Here is a 26,420-nt window from a genome sequence, read left to right as displayed (position 1 = left end):
TTACAGGGTCTTCGTCCCGACTCTATCAATCCGAACGTATTCCTCGAATGCTCTCTGTCCGGCATTTATGATCCGATTGCAGCTGCATCGTAAAATGCGTAGTGATAATCAAACCGTCCTCTACCGACATTTATTCCTCGATCGCTGCCTGCGCCGCCGCTAACCGTGCAATAGGAACTCTGAACGGAGAACAGCTTACGTAGTTCAATCCGACCCTGTGGCAGAATTTCACGGATGAAGGTTCACCGCCATGCTCTCCACAGATTCCGCACTTAAGATCTGGGCGAATGGCGCGTCCTTTCTCAGTAGCCATACTTACAAGTTGGCCTACGCCTTTCTGATCGAGTACCTGGAACGGGTCTACCTTCAAAATTTTCTTTTCCAGATAAACCGGCAAGAAAGAGGCGATGTCATCGCGGGAATAACCGAAAGTCATCTGCGTCAAGTCGTTCGTTCCGAATGAGAAGAACTCGGCGGAAGAAGCGATTCGGTCGGCAGTCAAAGCTGCACGCGGAATCTCGATCATCGTACCTACCTTGAAATCGATTCTGTCACCCATTTCGGCAAACAGTTCTTCAGCCTCTTCGCGGATGACTTTCTCCTGTTCTTTAAACTCATACAGAATACCTGTGAGTGGAACCATGATTTCAGGATGCGTTTCCACTCCTTCTTTCTTCAATTCCAAAGCTGCGCCCAGAATAGCGCGCGTCTGCATCTGGGTAATTTCGGGGTACGTATTTCCCAAACGGCAACCACGGTGACCCAACATCGGGTTATGTTCACACAGCGATTCTACCCTTTGCTGGATATATTGCAGGCTTACGCCCATTGTATCGGCCATCTCCTGTTGCCCCTTCATATCGTGCGGAACGAACTCATGCAAAGGAGGGTCGAGCAGACGCACCGTAACCGGGAATCCCGCCATGGCCTTGAAAATTCCTTTGAAGTCTGCCTGCTGGTAAGGAAGTATCTTTGCCAGTGCTTTACGACGCCCTTCGGAGTTTTCCGACAAAATCATTTCTCGCATCGCCTTAATCTTTTCTCCTTCGAAGAACATATGTTCCGTGCGGCAAAGACCGATTCCCACAGCACCGAAGTTACGAGCTACGGCAGCATCGTGAGGGGTATCGGCATTTGTACGCACTTGTAAGCGGGTATATTTGTCGGCCAGTTTCATCAAGTCGGAAAAATCGCCTGAAAGTTCGGCCGCTTTCGTTTGCACTTGTCCCTTATACACTTCTCCCGTACTTCCGTTCAAAGAGATATAATCGCCTTCTTTCAGAACGATGCCATCCACTTCTACCGTACGTGCCTTATAGTCGATATTCAATGCGCCGGCGCCCGACACACAGCATTTTCCCATACCGCGGGCAACCACAGCCGCATGCGAAGTCATACCGCCGCGAGCCGTAAGAATACCTTGTGCCACAGCCATACCTGCCAAGTCCTCAGGAGAAGTTTCAATACGAACCATCACGACTTTCTTTCCTGCGGCATCCCATTCGGCAGCATCTTCAGCAAAGAACACGATCTGTCCGGAAGCGGCGCCCGGAGAGGCCGGCAAACCACGGGTCAAAACTTTGGCTTGTTTCAAAGCATCTTTATCGAATACGGGATGAAGCAATTCGTCCAATTTGTTGGGTTCTACACGGAGCAAAGCGGTCTTTTCATCAATCATACCCTCGCGCAGCAAGTCCATCGCAATTTTCACCATGGCCGCGCCTGTACGCTTGCCGTTACGTGTCTGCAAGAACCAGAGCTTTCCTTCCTGTACGGTAAACTCCATATCCTGCATATCTTTATAATGGTTCTCCAGCTTGGTCTGCAAAGCATCCAATTCTTTATATATTTCCGGCATGGCCTCTTCCATCGACGGGAATTTTACGGCACGCAGCTCCTCTGTCACTCCTGCCAACTCGGCCCAACGTTGCGAACCTATCTTTGTAATCTGTTGCGGTGTGCGGATACCTGCCACTACGTCTTCACCCTGCGCGTTAATCAGGTATTCGCCGTTGAAAAGGTTTTCGCCCGTACCGGCGTCACGAGAGAAACACACGCCCGTAGCCGAAGTATCGCCCATATTGCCGAACACCATTGCCTGTACATTAACAGCAGTACCCCATTCATCGGGTATTCCTTCCATTTTGCGATACAGGATGGCTCGTTCGTTCATCCATGAATCGAATACGGCGCAGATAGCCCCCCAAAGTTGTTCGTACGCGCAAGTCGGGAAGTCTTTTCCTGTCCGGGCTTTTACGGCAGCTTTGAATTTAGTCACCAATTCTTTCAGGTCTTCTACAGCCAGCTCATTGTCGAGCTTCACGCCTTTCGCTTCTTTCACCTCTTCGATAATCGCTTCGAACGGATCGATGTCTTCCTTGTTCGTCGGTTTCATACCCAACACCACATCTCCGTACATCTGCACAAAGCGACGGTACGAATCCCATGCGAAACGAGGATTGTTCGTCTTGCGCACGATTCCCTCCACCACTTCGTCATTCAAACCGAGATTGAGAATGGTATCCATCATTCCCGGCATGGATGCGCGGGCTCCCGAACGAACCGAAACCAACAAGGGGTTGTCTATGTCGCCGAATTTCGATTTCATCAGCACTTCAAGGTGGGCAATGGCTTTTACTACTTCGTCTTTCAGCAGTTCCACCACTTTATCGCGTCCCAACTTGTTGTATTCCGTACATACATCAGTAGTTATTGTGAATCCCGGAGGCACAGGAATTCCGATAAGATTCATTTCGGCAAGGTTAGCGCCTTTACCTCCCAGAAGGTTTTTCATGTCGGCTCTTCCTTCCGCCTGACCGTTACCAAAGGTATAAACTCTTTTTTTGTCCATAATATTGTGTTTAAAGTTTCGCTATGTTTTCTTTCGGTCGCAAATCTAAGTATATTTCGCAAACCATAAAACTTTTCCATTAAAAACTTTCTTGCAAAATGCAATTTCGACTTTACAATTCCGAATATTTGTAAATACACGAAATATTTCCGGAAAAATATCTAATTTTGCGACCGAATTATTTAGACTGGTATAAAAGTGGCAAGAAAGAAAAAAGAGCTTCCCTTATTGGAGAAGGTTACAATTTTAGATGTGGCAGCCGAAGGGAAAGCCATCGCGAAAGTGAATGATCTGGTGATTTTTGTTCCCTATGTGGTGCCGGGCGATGTGGTAGACTTGCAAATCAAGCGTAAAAAAAACAAATATGCCGAAGCCGAGGCGGTGAAGTTTCATGAGTATTCCCCCAACCGGGCCGTTCCTTTCTGCCAACATTACGGAGTATGCGGCGGATGCAAGTGGCAAGTGCTGCCTTACTCCGAACAAATCAGATACAAACAGAAGCAGGTGGAAGACAACTTGCGGCGGATAGGAAAAATCGATCTTCCGGAAATTTCACCCATTCTGGGTTCCGAAAAAACCGAGTTCTATCGAAATAAGCTGGAATTCACGTTTTCCAACAAACGCTGGCTGACTACAGAAGAAGTCCGTCAGGATGTGAAATATGAACAGATGAATGCCGTAGGCTTCCACATTCCCGGCGCGTTCGACAAGGTGCTTGCCATCGAAAAGTGCTGGTTGCAGGATGACATTTCCAACCGGATACGCAACGCCATACGCGATTATGCCTACGAGCACGACTATTCGTTCATCAACCTGCGCACGCAGGAAGGAATGTTGCGCAACATGATCGTACGCACCTCTTCAACAGGTGAACTGATGGTGATTGTGATTTGCAAGATCACGGAGGAGCATGAAATGGAGCTTTTCAACCGACTGTTGCAGTTCGTGGCCGATTCGTTTCCGGAAATCAGCTCGCTATTATACATTATAAATAATAAGTGCAACGACACCATCAACGATCTCGACGTGCACGTGTATAAAGGAAACGACCATATCTTCGAGGAAATGGAAGGACTCCGTTTCAAAGTCGGGCCGAAGTCATTCTACCAGACAAATTCCGAACAGGCATACACTTTATATAAGGTGGCGAGAGACTTTGCCGGACTGACCGGAAACGAACTGGTGTACGACCTGTATACCGGAACGGGTACGATTGCCAATTTCGTGTCTCGTCGGGCACGACAGGTCATCGGTATCGAATATGTGCCCGAAGCGATTGAAGACGCCAAGGTCAACGCCGAAATCAACGGAATAGAAAACGCTTTGTTCTATGCCGGAGACATGAAAGACATACTGACGCAAGATTTCATCAACGAGCACGGAAGGCCGGACGTCATCATTACAGATCCTCCGCGTGCCGGCATGCATCAGGATGTGATCGACGTTATCCTGTTTGCCGAACCGAAGCGAATTGTTTACGTAAGCTGCAACCCCGCTACACAAGCGCGCGACTTGCAGTTGCTCGACGGGAAGTATAAGGTAACGGCCGTGCAACCGGTGGATATGTTCCCGCACACCCACCACGTAGAGAATGTCGTTTTGCTGGAATTGCGTTAATGCGTAAAAGCCTTGCACACCCATCGAAAGAAAAAGAATATACTGCCTCAAAGAATAAAAGAATGAAGAAAAGACCGAGAAGAACCCCTGCTGAGAAAGCACGTGCCCAATATACCGATTATTCGGTAAGCGAACCTATGGAGCTAATGGAGTTCCTTGCCGCCAAAATGCCGGATGCCAGCCGCACCAAACTGAAATCATTACTCAGCAAACGGGTGGTTTTGGTAGACAAAGTCATTACGACTCAATTCAACTTTCCGCTGAAGCCGGGAATGAAAGTGCAAATCAGCAAAGAAAAAGGGAAGAAAGAGTTTCACAACAGGCTGCTGAAAATCGTATACGAGGATCGGTATATTATTGTCGTCGAAAAGATGCAAGGACTTCTTTCGGTGAATACCGAATGGAAGAAAGAGCGCACGGCATACACCATACTGAACGAATATGTGCAACGTTCGGGACGTCAGTACCGGGTATATATTGTTCACCGCCTCGACAGAGATACTTCCGGACTGATGATGTTCGCCAAAGATGAAAAAACTCAACGCACGCTGCGCGACAACTGGCACGATATCGTGACCGACCGCCGTTATGTAGCGGTGGTGGAGGGAACAGTGGAGAAAGATTACGACACCATCGTGTCATGGCTCACGGACAAAACTATTTACGTGAGTTCCAGCCGATACGATGACGGAGGGGCCAAATCGATAACCCACTACAAAACAATCAAACGTGCCAACGGGTACTCCCTGATGGAACTCGATCTGGAAACCGGGCGAAAGAATCAGATACGCGTGCACATGCAAGATTTGGGACATCCCGTCATCGGCGACGGGAGGTATGGCGGAAAAGATGTGCCCAACCCCATCGCCCGTCTGGCGCTCCATGCCTTCAAACTCTGCTTTTACCATCCCGTAACAGGAGATCTGATGGAGTTTGAAACACCTTATCCTTCGGATTTCAAAAAGCTGTTCTTGAAAAAGCAATAAAAACCGCTTTAACTTTGTCCTGAAGAATTTATACCGTTCTTTGCCGAAAGCAGCGGACAGAAAAAAGAACGGCGTTGCTTTCGGGACAGGTTCCGAACAGCGAAATGTGCAGGGTCTGCAAGACCAGAGAAAAACCGCACCGCTTTCGGGACAGGTTACCGACAACGAAATGTGCAGGGCCCGCGAGACCAGAGAAGAACAGCGTTGCTCTTTCAGAACCTGCCGAAAGCAATCGGCAGAGAATAATGGTTTTGTAAAAACGGCCCAACGCGTTTCGGCATACGGATGCGGTCAATCTTCGGAAGCGTTCTCCTGAATGTGCACCACCCGCTGGGGAAAGGGAATCTTAATCCCTTGAAAACGAAACTCTTTCAATATCTTCCGCCGCACTTCGCTCTTTGTGTTTTCCACCCGGAACATGTTTGCACACCAAAAGTAAACAGAGAACTGCAAAGCATTTTCGCCGAAGTTGTTAAAACGAACAAAAGGTTTGGGCGTATCAAGTATTCCCGGTTCTTTTTCGCAGATTTCCTGCATAATATGGGTCACAAGGTCTATATCGGAATCGTAATCTACTCCCACCGTCACGTCGAACCGGGAAGAAGAAGTCGCATGCGTCCAGTTGATAAGTTCGTTTTTAGTCAGTTGCGTATTGGGAAGCAATATAAACTTGTCGTCGCGAGTCAATACAAGCGTGGTACGCAAGTTGATTGCTATCACCTGACAAACCAATCCGTTGACCTCTATCACGTCTCCTACCTTCACCGACGAATCGACCAATAAGATAATGCCCGAAACGAAGTCGCTGAACAAATTCTGCAAACCCAGACCGACGCCCACCAGCAAAGCTGCCGAGCCTGCCAGCAATATCTTAATATTGAATCCGAAAATCTCCAGTAAAAAGCAGAAAGCGATAATCGTAATCACATAGCGGATCAGGTTATAAAGAGCATATTTCTTGCCCAAGTCCAGACGAGAAACTCCATAAATACCTTTTTTGATCATGAGCAGCAGGAAAAAGGCTATCACAATCACAAGCACAATCTCAATCACCGATAATACATTGAGATCGAACCCTTCTCCCAATTTCAAAATAGAGAAATTGAGAATGTTTTCAATTTTATCAGATCCTTCCATGTTCGGCCTATTTATCGCAAAGATAACATTTTTCAGATTATGTTATAAAGCAAGGACACGTTTTTTTTCGTACTTTTGCCGCACAATTAACACCCGCATGAAACTTCTTTGGCTCGATTTAAACAGTTCGTACGCTCATTCCTCATTAGCATTGCCTGCCATTCACGCGCAAATAGCCTGCGACACATCTGTGGAATGGTGCGCCGTATCGGCTACGATCAACGAAAGTACCGGCAGTGTGGTGCAGCAGGTTTGCCGCCACCGCCCCGACATTCTTGCCGCCACCAACTGGCTGTTCAATCACGAGCAGCTGCTGCACATCACCTCACGTGTCAAAGCATTGCTGCCGCATTGCCGGATCGTGCTCGGAGGTCCCGAGTTTCTGGGCGATAACGAAGAGTTTCTCCGCAAGAACAGGTTTGTCACCGGAGTTTTCCGCGGAGAGGGCGAAGAATCGGTTCCCCGTTGGTTGCGGCTTTGGGACCGGTGCAGCAAGGAGTGGAAGGAAATAACGGGCTTCTGCTATCTCGACGAGCAGAACGAGTATCACGACAACGGTCTGGCACGTGTGGCGAACTTCGCCGGACTGACCGCTCCCGAAGAAAGCCGTTTTTTCAACTGGGACAAGCCTTTCGTTCAGTTAGAAACCACGCGCGGCTGTTTCAACACCTGCGCTTTCTGCGTGAGCGGCGGAGAAAAACCCGTGCGCACGCTTCCCGTCGAAGATGTGCGCAAACGCCTGCAAGTCATTCATCGGCACGGCATAAAGAATGTGCGCGTACTCGACCGCACGTTCAACTACAACCACCAAAGGGCCAAAGCCCTGCTGGGCCTGTTCGGCGAATTTCCGGACATGTGTTTCCACTTGGAGATTCATCCCGCCCTGCTGTCGGAAGAGTTAAAGCAATATCTCGCGGCCGCTCCTCCGGGACTGCTGCATCTGGAGACGGGCATTCAAAGCCTGCGCGAACCCGTGCTGCAACAAAGCCGGCGCATGGGAAAACTCGACGATGCGCTGGCAGGACTCCGTTATCTGTGCTCGCTGAAGAATATGGAAACACATGCCGACCTCATTGCCGGCCTGCCGCTTTACCGGCTATCGGAAATATTCGAAGACGTCCGCACGCTGGCGGGATACGGCGCGGGAGAAATCCAGCTGGAGTCTCTCAAGCTTCTTCCCGGCACCGAGATGCGCAGAAGAGCCGGCGAACTCGGCATACAATACTCTCCTCTCCCACCATACGAAGTGCTGCAAACCCGCGAAATCACCATCGAAGAGCTGCAAACGGCCCATCACCTGTCGCGGCTGTTGGACGGATTTTACAACGCTCCCATATGGAGAAGCATCACTCGCCTGCTGATTACGGAAAACGAACCGTTCCTGCACGACCTGCTACGGCATCTGGTCGAAACCGACGTGATAGACAGCCCGTTGAGCCTCGAACGGCGCGGACTGATTCTTTACGATTTCTGCAAAAAACATTATCCGTCTTATCTCACCCAAGTCAGCATTGCATGGATAGAAGCGGGCATGTCGCTCAAAAAAGCTCCTGCCGAGAAAGTGAAGACGAAACATCAGGTTCCGCCCCCGCAGTGGAATACGGTTTACGGTTCGTATCACGGAAACCTCCGCCTCTGTTTCCTGCCCGTCGACGAGGAAGGACACGGATATTGGTTCGGCTTCGAATCGGAGATCCAGAAGTCAACGCCTTCATTCAGGGGCGAATGGCTCTCCGGTTCCGACTGCATGTAAAAACAATTCATATTGATATGTCTGTCTCCCGCAAACGGGACTTATTTTGTATATAGTACAATCGGCCATCAGATGACAGATACATTCCTCAGACACCGATAAAGATAAATATCTCCGTCCCGATTTCCTTAATAAAAATAGAATTGGAGAAGAAAAATATTAATCAATGTTATAAAACACATCTTTCCGGCAGATATGCTTGCAGATTAGCAAAAAGTCCGTATCTTTGCAATGTGTTTTTCATAGTATTAGATTTAAGGTTAACAAAGGTTGGAGTACAGCGGTACTCCTTTTTTTTTACCTATACTTTAAAAACAACGTAAGAAAAACCGTTTCGGAAAGAAACATCAAACTGAAAAACAGATTCATGAAACGAAAGGAATATTGCGACCGGCTGAAATCAGCCGTCTTATTTTTAGTCTTATCATTCAGTGTGATTGCGTGTAAGAACGACGATCCCGATCCCGTAGAAACAGAGAGGCAGACCGTATTCATGTACATGCCTTGGTCGAACAATCTGCTGAACGCTTTCCATAAAAATATCGATGACATGGAAAAAGCCATATTGGAGCGGGGATTGAGCAACGAAAAAGTTCTTGTGTTTCTGGCCGAAAGCCCCACACGGGCCACTCTTTTCGAGTTCGTTTACAGCCGATCTCCCTTTTATCCGGAGCAACGACAGCGAGTCACCCGTAAAGTGTTGAAAGAATATCGCTTCTCCTCCACGCCCGAATACACCACTACGGCCGGAATAAGTTCCATTCTGAAAGATGTCCGGAGTTATGCCGAAGCCCCCCGATACGGAATGGTTATCGGATGTCACGGCATGGGATGGCTGCCTGTGTCGGCAAAAGAAAAAACGATACGCAGCAGCCGACAGGTAGGCAAACAAACGATTGAGACATACAAAGATCATTGGGAGCACACCGACAGACCAATGACACGTTATTTCGGAGGAACCACCAGCCAATATCAGACGGAAATCAAGACACTTGCCGATGCGATTGCCGATGCCGGAATGAAAATGGAGTACATACTGTTCGACGATTGTTATATGGCAACCATCGAAGTAGCCTATGAGTTAAGAAAGGCCACCGGTCACCTGATCGGCTCCACCTGTGAAATCATGGAACACGGCATGCCGTACGACATCATAGGGAAGCATCTGTTAGGAAATGTAAATTACAGAGGAATTACAGAAGGGTTCTACTCTTTCTATTCAAACTATAAATACCCCTACGGAACGATAAGTGTCACCAAATGTTCGGAGTTGGACGATCTGGCCTCCATCATGAGAGACATCAACCAACGGTTTACGTTCGACGAGACGTTGCTCGGAACATTGCAAAAGCTGGACGGATATAACCCTGTGAAATTTTTCGATTGCGGCGACTATGCCGCCAAACTCTGCAAAGATCCCGCCTTGCTCGACCAGCTCAATAGGCAGCTTCAACGCACAGTTCCCTATAAGCGGCATACGGAATATTATTACTCTATGTCTCTTCCATACCCACCGGGGACAGAAAAGATTCATACTTTCTCCGGCATTACCATATCCGATCCGAGCATCCACCCCACCACCATTACAACGAAGACTGAAACTTCGTGGTACAAAGCCACCCATTAACAGATATTTTCAAAGTGCGGCTTTCGGAGAAGATAACTCTTAATAAAAATATAAACGAAAAACAGAAGCATTAATCAATGTTATAAAATACATCTTTCCGGCAGATATGCTTGCAGATTAGCGAAAAGTCCGTATCTTTGCAATGTGTTTTTCATAGTATTAGATTTAAGGTTAACAAAGGTTGGAGTACAGCGGTACTCCTTTTTTTTTGCCTGTACCCCGGCCATACCCATCGGAAAGCCTGTACAAGAGGGACGCGCGAAGCTTATGCCTTGCAATTATCCGGCAGCCATACCCGCAGGCAGGCCTGCACAAGGAAGAGCCGCAAGATATGCTGAGCCAGTGTCTTATGTCCGGCAGCTAACGGGAAGGCGCACACAAGGAAGGGCCGTAAGGCCCCTTTTTTGCTTTCCGCAGAAGGAGAAAGAAGCGGAGTTAATGCAAGTGGGCGAACGCCGATTCCGTGCCGGATGGATTAATCCTTTGCACGAATCGGCGTTCGCCCGTTTCAGATTATAAGGTATGACGACAAGTCTCACCGAATAGGACGGTACATCTCATGGGATATATCAACACAGTCTCACGACGGTTATTCACAATTATTCATGATGCTCGAGATTGTCTCATGGGATATGGCAACACGTCTCACCGGATAAGGACGACACGTCTCACCGGATAGGACGACACGTCTCACCGGATAGGACGACACGTCTCACCGGATAGGCCGGCAGCGCCTTGCCACATCGTTTTGCGTATCGCGATCATTTTGCACGTTCAAGCCATTCGTCATTTTCAAAGAGTGTGTCGAAGCCAAACAGAACGAAGATAAAACTTCAGGACTGATGACCGACGAAATGAACCTCGAAGTCCAAGCTCAAACAGAACGAAGATGAAGCCTCCAATCTGAAACCCCACTATCATGAGTTGCCGTAAAAATAGCCCTATCAGTACCTCAAAATGAGGCTTGATAGGGCTATTTGATGATTGTCCGTTACAATCCGCAACTTTTTCGGGCACTCTTTAGTTTTGAGACACCCTCTAACCGTTGCCTGATTAGAAATTGTATGCCAGACCGATGCCGAGCACTTCCTTGAATTGTACTTTCGGTCCGCGTTTTTGTCCGTTATCGTCAAACGTCGGTACGTCGTCGTCGTACTTCAGTGTCGTATTAATCGTTGCCGAAAGGAATTTGTTCACCTTCATGCTGAGCAGCACATCCCAGTTCACGTCCACATTGCCGAAATTCTTGCTGTACGGAGTAAAGAAGTCGGCGGTGGAAATCATCTTCACGTTTTCCATCAGATCCATTTCCGCTCTTGCCTTCAGATAGGCTCCGGCCTCAATCTTGAAACGCTTTCCGGGATCGACGCCGAAAGCTCCCAGTCCCGACAGATAATCATCTTCCACGAAAGTCATCTTGGTGGATATGGGCGAGAGGAAAACGGAGTAGTTGCTCTTCGGGCGGTACTCTATACCTAAGGCAATGTTAGAGTAGGCCGGTGCGAAGAATTTCGAGATGTAATACTCTTTGTCGGGATAATTGTATCCTTTGGCAAATTGAGTGTTCAAATCGCCCATAATCGTATAAAACCATATATTATCGGTGGTGTATCCCAGTTGGGTGGACAGATTTATTTTATCGGTATTCTTTCTCAGTCCCTGCGATTTGGTTTTCGACAACCCGTAATCGAGAACAAGATTGGTAACCCAAAGCCAGTTTCCTTTCTTGTGTGTCAGCGAGCCGTTCAGGTAAGCATTTCCGGCAACGGAGTTCTCACCTCCGGCAGCCCAGTTTGTCATTGCCGTTTGAGAAAGGTTCACTCCTGTCACTCCCTTCAATACCCATTTTCCTTCTTCATAGCCTTTGTCATCAGTCTGGCTGTACGCTATTGCCGACAAAGCTGCGAACAGCATCATTAAACATGTACGTTTCATACTAAATTTTGTTGTTTTTAGTTTATCAAAAATATTCTCAACACATAAACAAAACAAAGACTTCATTTGTTCGGGCTTTCCCGCAAAAAGATCGGGCTTCGCCCGTTTCGCACAAGCTTCCGCAGCCTCCGGCAGCTCAGCCGGTAATGATTTGCCGAAAGCTTTCGCTATTGCCGCTTTGCGGATTCCCGTATTCTCCGCACGGTACATTCAACGGTGCAAGTGTCAATGTAAGAGCATGAAACACAGCCTTCGGATAAGTCCGGAAGAGGCTCAGCCGACATGAAACGAAGCCTCTGTCTGCACAAAACAGAGGCCTCGTCCGTACCATATACTGCGCGCCGTTGAAGAATTTTCAGTACGCTCTCACCGCCCGGCAATCCGTTCGGCATTATCGCGCCAAGCTCTTTCCCACCCCAATATGCAGGCTTTCCGCTCGCTCTTCCAGCGGTACTCGCCCACCGCTCCTTCCTTCCGTATCACGCGGTGACAGGGAATGATAAGCCCTACGGGGTTTACCGCCACGGCGGAAGCAACCGCCCTGACGGCCTTTTCATGACGAATAATCGAAGATAAATCACTATAAGTCAACACACTGCCTGATGGTATTTCAAGCAAGGCTTTCCACACTTTCATCCGGAAAGGAGTACCCCTCAGGTGCAGGCGTAAGGGGGCGATGCCGCCGGAGAAGACTTGCCGCACCACTGCGGCAGCCATTTCATCATTCTGAACGTAATGCTCCGCCTGCCATTCGGCACGGAAAGAGGCAAGTACTTCGTCTCTCGCACCGTCTGCGAAACAAAGCCGGCAGACTCCGAGCGGAGTGGCTGCGATGAAACAAGAACCGAAAGGGGTTTCGGCAAAGCCATACTCTACGGGGAACAGTGTTGCAGCAGTTTTCCTGACGGGATTCGTTATTGTTCCGGCAAAATCACACGCTACGGCCGATGCTTTATGCCGATCTTGGGAATCTCCGCAAACATTTGCATCCCCAAAGCCATGCTCCGCAGCCGATGCTTTATACCGATCTTGAGAGTCTCCACAAACATTTGCATCCGAAAGACCATGCTCCCCAGCCGATGCTTTATGCCGATCTTGAGAGTCTCCGCAAACATTTGCATCCGAAAGACCATGCTCCCCAGCCGATGCTTTACAACAATCTTGAGAGCTTCCACAAACATTTGCATCTGCGGAACCATGCTCCGCAGTCGACTCCTTCCCCTCCTTGTAAAAGTTTGCGGCACAATCTCCTTCCCTATCCCAATTCCCCCATTCGCTTTCTACGAAGGCGTTGCAACAATCTTCCGGATGTTTTTCTTCCTTGTGCTTTACGGCAAATTTGCGTTCGAACGGAAGGTTGTAAAAGTCTACCACGTAATCTTCCTCCTTACCTCGGTTCCCCGGCTTGTCTTGTCCCGAAGCAACCGCCTTTATCCTGACCGTCGGGAAACAGTCCTCCAAACCGGAGGGAACCTCTGTAGCTTCCGCAGCTTCGATGAGTCGGTGCGTTCGCAGAATCTCTCTCTTCAACGATTCCGGCACAAGATATTCCACAAACTTCTCCGGAGTCACGCCCGCCCATTCGGCAAGCATCCGCCTGAAGTAAAGGGGACTGACGCCTGCAGCATGCGCAAGCTCGTCAGGAGAAAGCTCCTCCCGCCGGTGATCCATCAGGTATCTGACGGCCACAGAAATATGTTCATAATGATTCATACCATCCGTTATTTAGTTTTCATCCGGCCCGAACGGGGTTCCACAAAAAACGGATTCCCGGCCTTGCCCTCCCGCCTCGCCTCTAATGCCTGATTCGGGGATACTTGTTATGGAAACGGCATCCCATGCCGAGCATCAGGTAGTTGGGCGCCTTGAAGTCCTGAAGGTTATACCCGATGTGCAGGAAAGCGTTCCGGCTCATCTTTACTTTGAGCGCCAACACCTGATAAAGCCCTCTCATATCTCCTCTGGCTATCACGTTGGAGCCGATGCCTACGCCGATGGTGAAATAAGGCATGACATACTCCGTGCGTCCCGACACTCCCAAAGCCAACTGGCGATGAACGCCGGGTTTGAAAAACTCTTGGGGAGAAGGGGCATCACCGTAAGCGACAATAGCATCTTCGGTATAAACATTCGCGCTTCCGTCGTACACCCCGTCGAGCGATAGTCCGAAACGGAACTTATAACCCGCGTTATACATCGCGGCCAAATTAAGTCCTGCCACCGGATAGGCTTCGGGAGAGGCGTATTGCTTGTCGCCGAAAACGACGCCCTTTCGCCGCCACGAACCGAACAACACCAGGTCGTAACTGAAATGGCGCGGGAAAGGAGGAACGAAAGGCAGGTACGCGGGTTTCATAATATCTTGTCTTTCGCGGTTGAAGTTGTATGCGACTCCCAGTTTCAGCCCAGCAAGATTGATGCCTGCGTTGGGAAACTTGGTGTTCCCGTTGGAAAAATGAGTGAGATCTCCCCCAAGCATCAGGTCGAAGCACCGGGATACGGCCCAATTGAGCCAGATGCCTGCGTTGATATAGGCGTTCAAACGCGACCCCACCGCCCCGTTAAACGGATTGTCCACCTGATGATAGGGCTGCCATCCACCCGATATGCCGAAGTTCCACTCGTAATTGAGCGAAAGCCGCGGACTGAACGCGGCGATGCGCGCTCCTTGAAAAAGGTAGAGTGTATAAAGGTCGCCCAACTCTTTCCTGTTGCCCAGTGTGCAATATCCCGCTCCCACGCCCTGATATACGCCCCCGTACACCCGGTCGGCAAAAGTGTTGGGACGAAATTTAAACGAATATTTCAGGTCTGCCCCGCCTCCCCACTCAAGCGGTTTCTTTCTTTCATTCTCGCCTTTTACGAAAGGATTGGTGGGAAACACATACTGGGGGCGGGCTTCAACCCTCAATTGATGGATAAAAGCAGCGGATAAGCTGTCGCGCGGAGGTTCCTGCCCCTTGCCCGGTTCGGGCAAGAGCAACAAAAACGCACACCACACGAAAGCTTGCCACCGCAACCTAACAAATAGCATATTCAATCACACTTCTATTGATGTTGTTCACGAAGCAGGTCATTCACAGTCTTCACCGGATTGAAAGTGGTGAGCGGCACTTCCACAAAAACAGTGCTCCAGTCGCTCATCGCCCCGTTCCACAGTCCGGGAAGCTCAAGAGCTTTCAATTCCTTGCCGCTCTTCGACTTATGGGAGATAAATCCGGTCGACTTATCCACATGCTTCGTCAGGTCGAATTTCCGTCCTTTATAATCGCGCACGGCGCATACCAAATCGACGGGGTTGAAGTGTGTTCCCCGCTCGAACATGGCTTTCTTCTCCGGATCGTTCATGTCTATCTGCGAGCTTTCGAGTATTTGCAACGAAATGGTTCCATCGGCGTTGTATGCAAGGAAGGGGCCCCCGCCCGGCTCACCGACGTTCTTCACCATTCCGCACACACGCATCGGGCGGTTCAGTTTCTTCTTCAGATAGATTACCAGCTCGGAATCTTCGAGCAGTTTCACTTCGGGATTCTTGCAACAGAGTTCCTTTTGCAGGAATTGGAGGACTTCCATCACCTGCTCGTGGGTGTACCTGCCGCTCTCAAGCAGTTCGAGATAACGGAACGCCCGCTTCTGGAGCGACACCAGCACACCGGCTATCAGCTTCTTGTACGTATTGGTATCCTCTTTCAGCCTGTCGGGCACTACGTTGTCTATATTCTTAATAAAGATGATGTCGGCGTCGAGGTCGTTGAGGTTCTCGATAAGCGCGCCGTGCCCTCCCGGGCGGAAAAGCAGTTCACCGTTATCGCGGAACGGGCGGTTGTCCATATCCACCGCAAGCGTATCGGTGCTCGGTTTTTGCTCGGAGAACGTAATATCGTAGTCCACCTCGTACCGTTTCGCAAACCCGTCGCTCTTCTCCTCCACCAACTTTCGGAACAATTCCCTGTGTTCGGGAGAAACAGTGAAATGCACATGCACCTTTCCGCTCTTTCCGCATGCGTACATGGCTCCTTCCACCAGATGTTCCTCCAGCGGTGTGCGCATCTCCTCGGCATATTTATGGAACTTCAGAAGGCCTTTGGGCAAAGATCCGTAGTTCAGCCCGGCAACATCAAGCAAAGCCGACACCACTGCTTTATACTCTCCTGCCTCCGTCAGTTCCGGGATACCTTTCCCGTATATACGCTCGCAAGCAGTGTTCAGGTCGTCGTAGAAAGCGAAATTCTTTATCCCTTCGAAAAACGCCTTCTCGAACGCAGTGGAGGGTTCGTCGCGTTCCGCCGAAAGAAATTCGAAGAGGTCTTTGAACATGCGGCTTGCCGCGCCCGAGGCGGGGACAAACTTTATCACCTTTTTATCCGTACTCTTATATTCGTCCCACGCATTCAGATACGCTTTCTGCTCTTCGGATGCGGGGCTCAGTACCCCACTGCCTGCCGAAGCGGCGGAGTCTAATTTCAGAAACGGGAACCCCTTGCGGAAGCATTCCAATTGCTCGGCAATCTGCGTTTCCGTAATACCTTTTCGGGCCAGCTGTTCTTTGTCTTGTGCGGTCATCATAATATCTCAGTTTATTAATTGATTCCCAAAAATACAAAATGTTATTTACTTCTTACCGTATAACCGATAAAAAAAGCTATTTTTACGTCGAATAAGTCGGATAACAAAGATTAACTATGAATCATTTTTTCACATCGGAAGAGAAAAAGCAGCTTTTTTCACTCTATAAGCAGTTGCGCCGGTCTGCCGGAGACAGTATTTCGGGCCGCGACAGCCGCCAATTGAAGAAACATCTTACCGAAGCAGCGGAATGCAACAGGCTGCAACGCAACAGCTTCGGCATGAACCCGGTAATCAGGGATATGCAGACTGCCGTCATCGTGTCTGAAGAGATCGGGATGAAAGGATCGTGCCTCACCGGAATCATGCTCCACGAGATCGTAAAGGGGAGCATACTGAGCATCGAACAGGTGCGCGACGAGTTCGGGGAAGACGTGGCAAGCATCATCAAGGGATTGGTGAAAACCAACGAGCTGTATGCGAAAAGCCCCGCTATCGAATCGGAAAACTTCAGAAACCTGCTTCTCTCTTTTGCCGAAGACATGAGGGTGATACTCATCATGATCGCCGACCGTGTGAACATCATGCGCCGGATTAAAGATGCGGAAGAGAAAGAAGACCGGCTGAGGGTGGCAAACGAAGCGGCGTATCTTTACGCGCCTCTGGCCCATAAGCTGGGACTCTACAAGCTGAAGTCGGAACTGGAGGATTTGTCGCTGAAATACACGCAGCCCGATACCTACTACGTCATCAAGGAGAAGCTCAACGAGACAAAATCCTCGCGCGACAAGTACATTGCGGCATTCATCGAACCGATCAAAAAGAAGGTGACGGAGTCGGGACTGAAGTTCGACATCAAAGGGCGGACGAAATCCATCCACTCCATCTGGAACAAGATTCAGAAGCAGAAAACATCTTTCGAAGGGATATACGACTTGTTCGCCATCCGCATCATTATCGACTCCGCCCCCGATCCGGTGAAGGAGAAGCAGGAGTGCTGGCAGGCATACTCCATCGTCACCGATATGTACCAGCCCAACCCCAAGCGACTGCGCGACTGGCTTTCGATTCCGAAGAGCAACGGTTACGAGTCGCTCCACATCACCGTGATGGGCCCCGAAGGGAAATGGGTGGAAGTGCAGATACGCACGCGACGCATGGACGAGATAGCCGAAAGAGGACTCGCGGCGCACTGGCGCTACAAAGGCATAAAAGGAGAAAGCGGACTGGACGAATGGCTGGCTTCGGTGCGCGAAGCGTTGGAAAATGCGGACAGCGACTCGCTGAAAGTGATGGATCAGTTCAAGATGGATCTGTACGAAGACGAGGTGTTCGTATTCACTCCCAAAGGCGATCTGTTCAAACTGGGCAAAGGGGCGACGGTGCTCGACTTCGCCTTCCATATCCACACCAAGCTGGGAAGCAAATGCATAGGCGCGAAAGTAAACGGGAAGAACGTGCAACTGAAACAGAAGTTGAACAGCGGCGATCAGGTGGAGATCATGACATCCAACACGCAGACCCCGAAACAGGATTGGCTGAATATCGTAACCACCTCCAGAGCGCGCACCAAGATACGCCAGGCACTGAAAGAGATGGCAGCGGGACAACACGACTTTGCCAAAGAGACGCTGGAACGCAAGTTCAAGAACCGGAAGATAGAGTACGACGAACCTACCATGATGCGCCTTATCAAACGGATGGGGTACAAGAATGTCACGGAGTTCTACCAGCAGATAGCCGACGGGGCTCTCAACGCCAACGTCATTCTGGATAAATACATCGAACAGCAGAAGCGCGACAACGAGCCGCACGAAGAGATCACTTACCGCAGCGCGGAGGGATATAACCTGCAAATGGCTCAGGAAGAAGTCATGGGCAAGGAGGATGTGCTCGTCATCGACCAGAACCTGAAAGGGTTGGAATTCAAGTTGGCGAAATGCTGCAACCCCATTTACGGCGACGATGTGTTCGGCTTCGTCACAGTGACCGGAGGCATCAAGATACACCGCGCCGATTGCCCCAACGCGGCGCAAATGCGCGAACGCTTCGGATACCGGATCGTGAAAGCCCGGTGGGCGGGGAAATCGCAAGGCAGGCAATATCCCATCACCTTGCGGGTAGTGGGACACGACGATATCGGCATCGTGACCAATATCACCTCCATCATCTCGAAAGAGAACGATATCAACCTCCGCGCCATCGGCATCGACTCCAACGACGGTTTGTTCTCAGGCACGCTCACGGTAATGGTGGGCGATACGGGACGGCTGGAGGCTCTTATCAAAAAACTGAAAACCGTAAAAGGGGTGAAGCAGGTAAGCCGGAACTGACGGTCGAAGACCTCATTGTTCAAGCAGGCTCTATACATACGGGCAGGCAAACATGTGCCGGAACTGACGGTCGAGACCGTATCGTTCAAGCAGACTCCATACATACAGGCAGGCAAACGTGCGCCGGAACCGACGGTCGAAGACGTATCGTTCAAGCAGGCGGGGCAATCACCGGATTTTCTTCCTGCGGAAATAAGGATAGGCAACGAACACGAAAAACAGCATCGCAGCCACGGCAGCCACACGTGCCGCCGTCAGCAGCTCTCCCGCATCCATGCGACACGAAGCGGCAATCCCGATGAATGTACCCGCTTCGCTTGCCAACAGGTGGGTAGTGTTTGCCGTCCCTCGCTGGCAATGCTCAGACAGCTTGACGAACATCAGCAGGAACTCCGGCATCACAAACCCCAGTCCCAGCCCCAGAAGAACGGCAGGAACGGCAATGCATCCATGCGTATCGAGCAGAAAGACGGCGAGAATCTCCAAGCCGATGCCTCCGACTATCAGCCGCAACATCCGTTCCCTAAGGAAAGGAAGACGTCTCAACAGCATGGAAAGCAGACATCCCGCTCCCGTAAGGGCGAAGAAAGGCACAAACGCCTCCATGCCCCACCACGTCATATTGTTCAGGAAGGGATGGGCAAGCGAAACGAGCAATCCGGGGACAAACGTTATCAGAACGAGATTGACGGCGAGCACCCATCCGCGAAGCAGCATGAAGCGGTCGAAAGAACAGGTCTTAGTGACGATCGGCGCGCGGAAAGGTACATACACCCCCGCCACAACCAATATTCCGACGGCTCCCGTAACAGCCGAAACGAGCACCAGATCCTCGAACGGATAATACCGGTGGACGCAGACGCCTGCAACCACTCCGATAATCATCCCCAGACGCACGACCCAGGAAAAACTGATGTTGCCGACGCTGCGCAATGCCGAACCGGTAACGTCGATGGCAAGCGTGATACCCGACGAGGTGGCCATGCCGAACGCCATCCCGTGCCCGAGACTCAGCAACATCAGCTCCGTGACATCCGTTACGAAAGCATATCCCGCCGTAGCGGCTACCATTGCGGCTGAAGCGAACATATACACGTACTTGCGCTTATAAGCATCCACCAGATAAGCGTGGAAAGGACCGATAAGGAACATTCCCGCCATCAGGCAAAGAAAGATGCCTCCCGTTTGCGCCAAAGAGATGCCCGCACGGTCGCCCATTTCGATCGCGATCGCAGGAAACAGCATGTACAAAGACGCAAACAACAGCAAATTAGCTATACCTATCCGCATAAAATGAACCGTCCACAGTTTCACCGCCATATATCATATCAATATTGTTCCTTCTCGTTGGGAAAATAACAATTCTTCACGTCCGAGATGTAACGGCTGACGGCATCCGTCATCACCGTATACAGGTCGGCATACCGCCTCAGAAAGCGCGGACGGAATCCGTTGTTCATTCCCAGCATATCCTGAACCACCAGCACCTGTCCGTCCACATTTCCTCCGGCTCCGATGCCTATCACCGGGATCGTGAGTTCCGAAGCCACTTTCGCGGCCAGCGTCGCCGGAATCTTTTCGAGCACCAGAGCGAAGCAACCCGCGTCTTCGAGCAAGTGAGCGTCGCGCACCAGCTTCTCCGCCTCCGCCTCGTCTTTGGCGCGCACGGTATACGTTCCGTATTTGTTGATCGACTGCGGCATCAGCCCCAGATGTCCCATCACCGGGATGCCCGCGCTCAGGATACGCTTCACCGTGTCGATCACTTCCTCGCCGCCTTCGAGCTTCAGCGCATCGGCATGGCTTTCCTTCATGATGCGGATTGCCGACGCCAGTCCTTCCATCTCGTTACCCTGATACGAACCGAAAGGCATGTCGACCACTACCATCGCGCGCTTCACTCCGCGCACCACCGATTTGCCGTGATAGATCATCTGATCGAGCGTGATGGGCAGTGTCGTCACATTCCCCGCCATTACGTTAGAGGCCGAGTCGCCTACCAGAATAACATCCATTCCCGCGCCGTCCACAATCTGCGCCATCGTGTAATCGTATGCAGTAAGCATCGATATTTTTTCGCCTCTCTGTTTCATTTCTATCAGGCGATGAGTAGTTACTTTCCGTGTATCATCAGCTATATAACCGGCCATATTTTCCAAAATTTAAGAATTAAAATAATGTTGAAGTTTTCAAAAATCGGATGCAAAGTTATAACATTTAATTCATAACGGACAAGGAAAAAAGGAAAATCCTTTCCGCTACGCCCCGCAAGAAAGCTCCCGGCATACCGCTGTCATCCGCTCGTACGTCATCTCGGTGAAGTCGTCTATCACATCATGCGTCTTTCCGGCTATGGCTTCGCGCGGATTTGTGGTGGCCAGCCCGATGACGGTAGCTCCGGAAGATATTCCCGCCTGAATCCCGTGGAAAGAATCCTCGAACACGTAAGTCTGCCCGGGAGTCGCTCCAAACTGCTTCATACCCAGCAAAAAACAATCGGGAGCCGGTTTGGAACGGGGAAACATCTCCCCGGTGAGGATACAGTCGACCATCCCTTTCAATTCGGGATGCACCTTATACACACGCTGCATCTTCACTTCGTTCGAGCTGGTCACGATGCCCGTCTTCACTCCCCGCTTGCGGAGTTCTTTCATAAACCGCGCCGCGCCGGGAACGTAAACGTACGACATTTGCTCTTCGAATGCGTTCAGCGCAGCCATAATCTGCTTCTGCACCTCTTCCGCTCCCATAAAATAGTTGTGATAAATCTGCGTCAAAGTCTGTCCTTTGATACGGGGTCCGAAATCTTCTTCACCCAGATGCAACTTTCCCTGCCGGTTCCAGAAAACCGTGTACTGAGGTTCCGTATCCATAATCACTCCGTCGAAATCGAACAAGACCACTACTTTCCCCGCTCTATCGGACCTATCTGTTCTATCTGCTCTATCCGACCTATCTGCCGTATCCGACCTATCCGCTCTATCCGACCTATCCGCCGTATACCCCTTCTTATTCCCGAACTCCGGCGAACCATTTCCCGGATTTTTCTCTTTTCCATTCGCCATATAAACCTCGCTTGTCTCTGTTGAGTTTAAACTTTCCGTATTCGTTACGCAAAGTTCCGAATAATCTTCGAATAAGCCAAATAATTCGTACCTTTGGCACACGAAATCAAGATGCCGTTTATTTTCACCCAACCAACCCTCTGTAGCGAATGAGCAAAAACGACCCGCATATATTAGGCTCCGAGCCTGTGGGAAAGCTGCTGTTGCAGTACTCCATCCCCGCCATCATCGGCATGACCGTCACTTCGCTGTACAACATCATCGACAGCATCTTCATCGGGCACGGCGTAGGCGCCATGGCCATCGCCGGACTGGCGGTGAGCTTCCCCATGATGAACCTTGTCATCGCTTTCTGCACCCTGGTTTCGGCGGGCGGCTCCACCATCGCCTCCATCCGTCTGGGGCAGAAAGACCACGAAGGAGCCACCGAAATCCTCTCGCACACCCTGATGCTTTGCATCACCAACTCGGTTTTCTTCAGCGTCGTGTCGTTCGTTTTTCTCGATCGCATACTCCTGTTTTTCGGCGCCAGCGGAGAGACGCTGCCTTACGCCCGCAGCTTCATGCAGGTGATTCTGCTGGGAACGCCCGTGTCCTACACCATGATCGGGCTGAACAACGTGATGCGCGCCACGGGATACCCGAAGAAGGCGATGCTCACGTCTATGGTGACGGTATTCGCCAACCTCATCCTCGCTCCCCTCTTCATCTTCCGGTTCGGATGGGGAATGCGCGGAGCGGCCACGGCAACCGTCATATCGCAATTCATCGGGATGGTATGGGTGGTGAGTCATTTCCTCGACAAAGAGAGTACGGTGCACTTCGAAGGGAGGGTATGGAGGATGAAACGGCGCATCGTTTCCAACATCTTCTCCATCGGCATGTCGCCGTTCCTGATCAACGTATGCGCCTGCGTCATCGTCATCATCATCAACAACAGCCTGCAAGCGCACGGGGGCGATATGGCCATCGGCGCGTACGGCATCATCAACCGCCTGCTGACGCTGTATGTGATGATTGTGCTCGGACTCACCATGGGCATGCAACCCATCATCGGCTACAACTACGGGGCGGGGAAAACAGACCGGGTGAAGCATACGCTTCGTCTGGGAGTTTTTTCGGGCGTTGCCATCACCAGCACCGGCTTCCTTGTCTGCGAACTCTTTCCCCGTGCGGTTTCTGCCCTTTTCACCGACAGCGAGGAGCTTATCGGGCTGGCGGCGGAGGGTGTGCGCCTCGCCGTGATGATGTTCCCGCTGGTAGGCGCGCAAATCGTCATCGGCAACTTCTTCCAAAGCATCGGCAAAGCCAAGATAAGCATTTTCCTTTCGCTCACCCGCCAACTGCTCTACCTGCTTCCCTGTCTGCTCCTCTTCCCGCAATGGTGGGGACTGAAAGGCATCTGGATAAGCATGCCTGTGTCCGACGCGCTGGCGTTTGTCACGGCCATCGTCAGTCTGGCGGTATTCCATAAAAAACGCCTTGCGGCATACACCGATGCCGCCAAGCGTTAAGAATCATACAGGTATGCGGCGAATCACTCCGCCTTGATGCTGTTTACCGGGTTTTCGCGGGCGATGCGCCATGCCTTCAGCACCACGCACACCACCGCAAGCAGCAGGATGAAGAGGGCCGTTCCGGCAAACAGGAGCGGATGCAGGCGGATATGCTCCGCAAACTGGCTGAGCCATGCCTTCCCCACAACATAAGAAGCAACCGTGCCGATGAGGACGGCAAAGACGGAGACGTACAGGATGTCGCGCACGAGCAGGCGAAGCACGTCGCCCACTTCGGCCCCGTTCACTTTCCGCACGGCGATCTCCTTGCTCCGGCGCCGGGTTTCATCGCTCACATATCCGATAAGCCCCATGACAATGATGAGCAGAATAAATCCCGAAGTGATCCAGACCGAATTTCGGAAACGGTAGACAGGCTTATAAATGTCTTTCAGCATGCTGTCGACCGACGTAAAATTCAGCCCCGCAAGCGGATAAGTTTCTTCCATATACCGGTTCAGCCGCCTCAGGTTCTCGTCGTAAGGCTCTTTCAGCCGGACATTGAACACCAGACTCGCTTTTTCACTGGCTATCAGGGCAATCGGCGACTGGCCGCCGTAGAAGCTCTCGTTACGGATGTCGCGGAACACGCCCGTTATCGTCCCGTTCAAACCGTTCAACTTCTTGCCCACAGCCCCGTCGGTCCACCTCATGAGGCGCACCAACTCTTCATTCACCAAGATGTCTTCCTCCTTCCGGAAAGAGGTTCCCTCCACGATCCCGATACCCATCACCTCCGGATAGTTGAACCGACAATAGTTGAAGTTGAGCGTAGCGAGCCGCCTTCCGTCGTTGCTCATCAGTCCCCGCGTCCAATACTGTCCCAGCACGCTGTGCGTGGATACGGTCACCCCCTCTGCCATCGGCTGGCGGGCGAGAGCCTCTTTCACGTTCTCCGCCATCTCTTCCGGTATGTTGTTGCCGGCTTCCATCAGCCCCGGCACGTCGATTCCCATGTCGCGGCTCATCAGGTGTCGGTATTGCGAAATAGCCACAAGAAGCAGCCCCATGACGAACGAAGCGCCCATAAACTGCACGAACAGCAGCGACCGCTTCCATCCTTTTTTCCCGTCAGTATGGCGACGGAACACCTGCGTGACCGGAATGCGCGAAAACAAATGCCCCGGCACACACCCCGCCAGCACGAAAAGAGTCACGACGACAAGCGCGGGAACCCACATCGTCTCCCACGTGAACAGCGAAGAAAGCTTCACCGACAGCAGGTCTTCAATAAGCGTCCGGGCATTGTAGATGCACAGGAAGCTCAGCAGTACGGACACCAGTACCAGAACGCCCGTCTCCGCAAGAAACATGCCGAAGATGTCCGCCGATCCGGCTCCGCTGCACTTGTACACGCCCACGCTCTTCGCCCTGCGGCTCAGGGCGGATACGGATATGAGAATGTAGTTCATGATGGCGGTAAAGAAGATGGAGAATCCGAGGAAACCGTAGATGAAAAGACGTTTCCGCACGGAAGCATCCTCCAGATGGAGCTTCACGATGGGAGTGACGCCGAAATCCATCTTCCAGTCGGCGTACTGTCCCGGCGTATATCTTTCTATCGCGCTCTGGATGCGCGCATTCAGCCGATCGATGTCGGAAGCGCTACGCAGCCTCAGAAAAGCGTTAAATACATCGTTTCCCTTCCAGCCGTTTCCATACATATACCCGCCGTCCCGGTGAACGCTCACGACAAAATCGTGGGTAAGAATCGTGTTTTCCGGCACGTCTTTATACACTCCGCGCACGGTCAGCTCGATCTTTCTTCCCATAGAGAGCGTTTTCCCCACAGGGTCGGCGTCTCCGAATACCTCCCGGGCGAAACGCTCCGAGACAAAAACGCTGCCCGGCATGATGAGGTCTTTCTCGTTCCCTTTCAGCACCGGTATGCCCATCGTGCGGAAAAAGCAAGTATCCGCAAAGATATAACCGGCATCTTTCAAAAGCCTGTCTTCATAATACACGTTCCTTTCCTGAATGGTGCACACGCAGGAAGCATGCTCCACCAGCTCCGGGAGGTCTTGCGCCAGAGCCGCCGCTATAGGAGCGAAAACCGTGTAGTCCATACCACTGTCTCCGTGTCTTACCACCTCCCCCGTGCTGAGGTTGGTCGTTCTGCATCCCACGAGCGCGAGGCGTTCCGCATCCGGGTAACCCCTCTCGTAGCTCAGTTCGAAAGCGATCTGCGAGAAAAGCAAGATGCCGACGATGAGTCCCAGCGAAAGCGAAATCACTTTGGTGACGTTCGCCCCCATTTCGCGCGGAAGTACCCGCAACGCATAGTATATGTGCTTCATCCGTCCCTCCCCTTTATGCAGTGATATTCGCCATAATGCTTCCGTCGAAAAGATGCACCGTGCGATGCGCGAACGACGCGTCGTGCTGCGAGTGCGTCACCATCACGATGGTCGTCCCCTCCTTGTTCAGCTCGGTGAGCAGGTTCATCACCTCCGCCCCGTTTTTAGAATCGAGGTTGCCCGTAGGCTCGTCGGCAAGAATCAGCTTCGGAGCGGCTACAACGGCACGGGCTATCGCCACACGTTGCTGCTGCCCGCCCGAAAGCTGCTGCGGGAAGTGCTTGGCGCGGTGGCCGATATTCATTCTTCTCAGCATTGCCTCCACCATCTCCCTGCGTTCGGACGCCTTGATGTCGAGGTACGTCAGGGGCAGTTCCACGTTTTCGTAAACGTTGAGCTCGTCTATGAGGTTGAAGCTCTGGAACACAAATCCCAGCTTCCCCTTCCGCACCCGTGTGCGCTGCTTCTCTTTCAGCCCCGCCACTTCCTCGCCTATGAGGCGGTAAGACCCTTCGGTCGGACTGTCGAGCAGTCCGAGGATATTGAGCAACGTAGATTTTCCGCAGCCCGACGGTCCCATCACCGCCACGAATTCTCCTTCGTTCACTTCGAGGTTCACCCGGTTCAACGCCACCGTCTCCACTTCCGAAGTACGGAAAACCTTGCTGATGTTTTCAAGTTTAATCATAGCTTTACT

Annotated in this window: 18 protein-coding genes; 6 read left to right on the top strand and 12 right to left on the bottom strand. The window is 51.2% G+C overall.

What is annotated here, in order from left to right; translation table 11 throughout:
* Positions 1-130: 130 nt before the first annotated feature.
* Entirely contained in the window at positions 131-2,851 is a 2,721-nt protein-coding gene (gene ppdK, locus GGR07_RS09275) for a pyruvate, phosphate dikinase (protein ID WP_122056580.1), read from the bottom strand.
* 198 nt (positions 2,852-3,049) lie between these two features.
* On the opposite strand from ppdK, the gene rlmD reads away from it, so the two are divergent.
* Positions 3,050-4,468, top strand: coding sequence for a 23S rRNA (uracil(1939)-C(5))-methyltransferase RlmD (gene rlmD / locus GGR07_RS09270; RefSeq protein WP_122056579.1), 1,419 nt, complete (start codon positions 3,050-3,052; stop codon positions 4,466-4,468).
* Positions 4,469-4,530: 62 nt separating this feature from the next.
* Entirely contained in the window at positions 4,531-5,454 is a 924-nt protein-coding gene (locus GGR07_RS09265; RefSeq protein ID WP_034543851.1) for an RluA family pseudouridine synthase, read from the top strand.
* A 291-nt stretch (positions 5,455-5,745) separates the two neighbouring features.
* On the opposite strand, the gene GGR07_RS09260 is transcribed toward GGR07_RS09265, so the two are convergent.
* Complete coding sequence (locus tag GGR07_RS09260; RefSeq protein ID WP_021646513.1) at positions 5,746-6,591, bottom strand: mechanosensitive ion channel family protein; 846 nt, start codon at positions 6,589-6,591, stop codon at positions 5,746-5,748.
* A gap of 97 nt (positions 6,592-6,688) precedes the next feature.
* Here GGR07_RS09260 and GGR07_RS09255 point away from each other — a divergent pair, with 97 nt between their 5' ends.
* Together GGR07_RS09255 and GGR07_RS09250 are read left to right on the top strand one after the other, a co-directional pair.
* The gene (locus GGR07_RS09255; RefSeq protein ID WP_034543838.1) at positions 6,689-8,344 is read left to right on the top strand and encodes a B12-binding domain-containing radical SAM protein; all 1,656 of its coding nucleotides are present in this window, start codon (positions 6,689-6,691) and stop codon (positions 8,342-8,344) included.
* Between the two features lie 367 nt (positions 8,345-8,711).
* Entirely contained in the window at positions 8,712-9,971 is a 1,260-nt protein-coding gene (locus GGR07_RS09250) for a clostripain-related cysteine peptidase (protein WP_034543849.1), read from the top strand.
* Between the two features lie 1,053 nt (positions 9,972-11,024).
* On the opposite strand, the gene GGR07_RS09245 is transcribed toward GGR07_RS09250, so the two are convergent.
* The 4 genes from GGR07_RS09245 to GGR07_RS09230 form a co-directional block, all read right to left on the bottom strand.
* Positions 11,025-11,906 (bottom strand): DUF3078 domain-containing protein, encoded by an 882-nt coding sequence (locus GGR07_RS09245; RefSeq protein ID WP_034543847.1) that lies wholly within the window; start codon positions 11,904-11,906, stop codon positions 11,025-11,027.
* A gap of 366 nt (positions 11,907-12,272) precedes the next feature.
* On the bottom strand, positions 12,273-13,619 hold the full coding sequence (locus GGR07_RS09240; RefSeq protein ID WP_122056578.1) for a methylated-DNA--[protein]-cysteine S-methyltransferase: 1,347 nt from the start codon (positions 13,617-13,619) through the stop codon (positions 12,273-12,275).
* An 82-nt stretch (positions 13,620-13,701) separates the two neighbouring features.
* Positions 13,702-14,940 carry an acyloxyacyl hydrolase gene (locus GGR07_RS09235; protein WP_034543739.1) on the bottom strand — a complete coding sequence of 413 codons (1,239 nt, stop codon included), beginning with the start codon at positions 14,938-14,940 and terminating at the stop codon, positions 13,702-13,704.
* A 14-nt stretch (positions 14,941-14,954) separates the two neighbouring features.
* Entirely contained in the window at positions 14,955-16,472 is a 1,518-nt protein-coding gene (locus tag GGR07_RS09230) for a DUF4301 family protein (protein WP_122056577.1), read from the bottom strand.
* 116 nt (positions 16,473-16,588) lie between these two features.
* On the opposite strand from GGR07_RS09230, the gene GGR07_RS09225 reads away from it, so the two are divergent.
* Entirely contained in the window at positions 16,589-18,805 is a 2,217-nt protein-coding gene (locus tag GGR07_RS09225) for a RelA/SpoT family protein (RefSeq protein WP_034543738.1), read from the top strand.
* Between the two features lie 30 nt (positions 18,806-18,835).
* Here the strand turns inward: GGR07_RS09225 and GGR07_RS09220 are convergent, their stop codons facing one another.
* The 4 genes from GGR07_RS09220 to GGR07_RS09205 form a co-directional block, all read right to left on the bottom strand.
* Positions 18,836-18,973: a hypothetical protein gene (locus tag GGR07_RS09220; RefSeq protein WP_183200487.1), complete on the bottom strand. Its 138-nt coding sequence runs from the start codon at positions 18,971-18,973 to the stop codon at positions 18,836-18,838.
* Complete coding sequence (locus GGR07_RS09215; protein WP_034543737.1) at positions 18,974-20,125, bottom strand: MFS transporter; 1,152 nt, start codon at positions 20,123-20,125, stop codon at positions 18,974-18,976.
* An 8-nt stretch (positions 20,126-20,133) separates the two neighbouring features.
* Entirely contained in the window at positions 20,134-20,955 is an 822-nt protein-coding gene (panB, locus tag GGR07_RS09210) for a 3-methyl-2-oxobutanoate hydroxymethyltransferase (RefSeq protein WP_021646523.1), read from the bottom strand.
* Positions 20,956-21,063: 108 nt separating this feature from the next.
* Entirely contained in the window at positions 21,064-21,870 is an 807-nt protein-coding gene (locus GGR07_RS09205; protein ID WP_081724056.1) for an HAD family hydrolase, read from the bottom strand.
* 149 nt (positions 21,871-22,019) lie between these two features.
* On the opposite strand from GGR07_RS09205, the gene GGR07_RS09200 reads away from it, so the two are divergent.
* Positions 22,020-23,384 carry an MATE family efflux transporter gene (locus GGR07_RS09200; protein WP_122056576.1) on the top strand — a complete coding sequence of 455 codons (1,365 nt, stop codon included), beginning with the start codon at positions 22,020-22,022 and terminating at the stop codon, positions 23,382-23,384.
* A gap of 23 nt (positions 23,385-23,407) precedes the next feature.
* Here GGR07_RS09200 and GGR07_RS09195 read toward each other — a convergent pair whose 3' ends face one another.
* On the bottom strand, positions 23,408-25,723 hold the full coding sequence (locus GGR07_RS09195; protein WP_034543736.1) for an ABC transporter permease: 2,316 nt from the start codon (positions 25,721-25,723) through the stop codon (positions 23,408-23,410).
* Between the two features lie 13 nt (positions 25,724-25,736).
* Positions 25,737-26,411: an ABC transporter ATP-binding protein gene (locus GGR07_RS09190; RefSeq protein ID WP_034543735.1), complete on the bottom strand. Its 675-nt coding sequence runs from the start codon at positions 26,409-26,411 to the stop codon at positions 25,737-25,739.
* Positions 26,412-26,420 lie beyond the last annotated feature (9 nt).

The sequence above is a fragment of the Bacteroides pyogenes genome (assembly GCF_014196225.1).
Lineage (GTDB): Bacteria > Bacteroidota > Bacteroidia > Bacteroidales > Bacteroidaceae > Bacteroides > Bacteroides pyogenes_A.
This window is presented reverse-complemented; position numbering and strand designations above follow the sequence as displayed.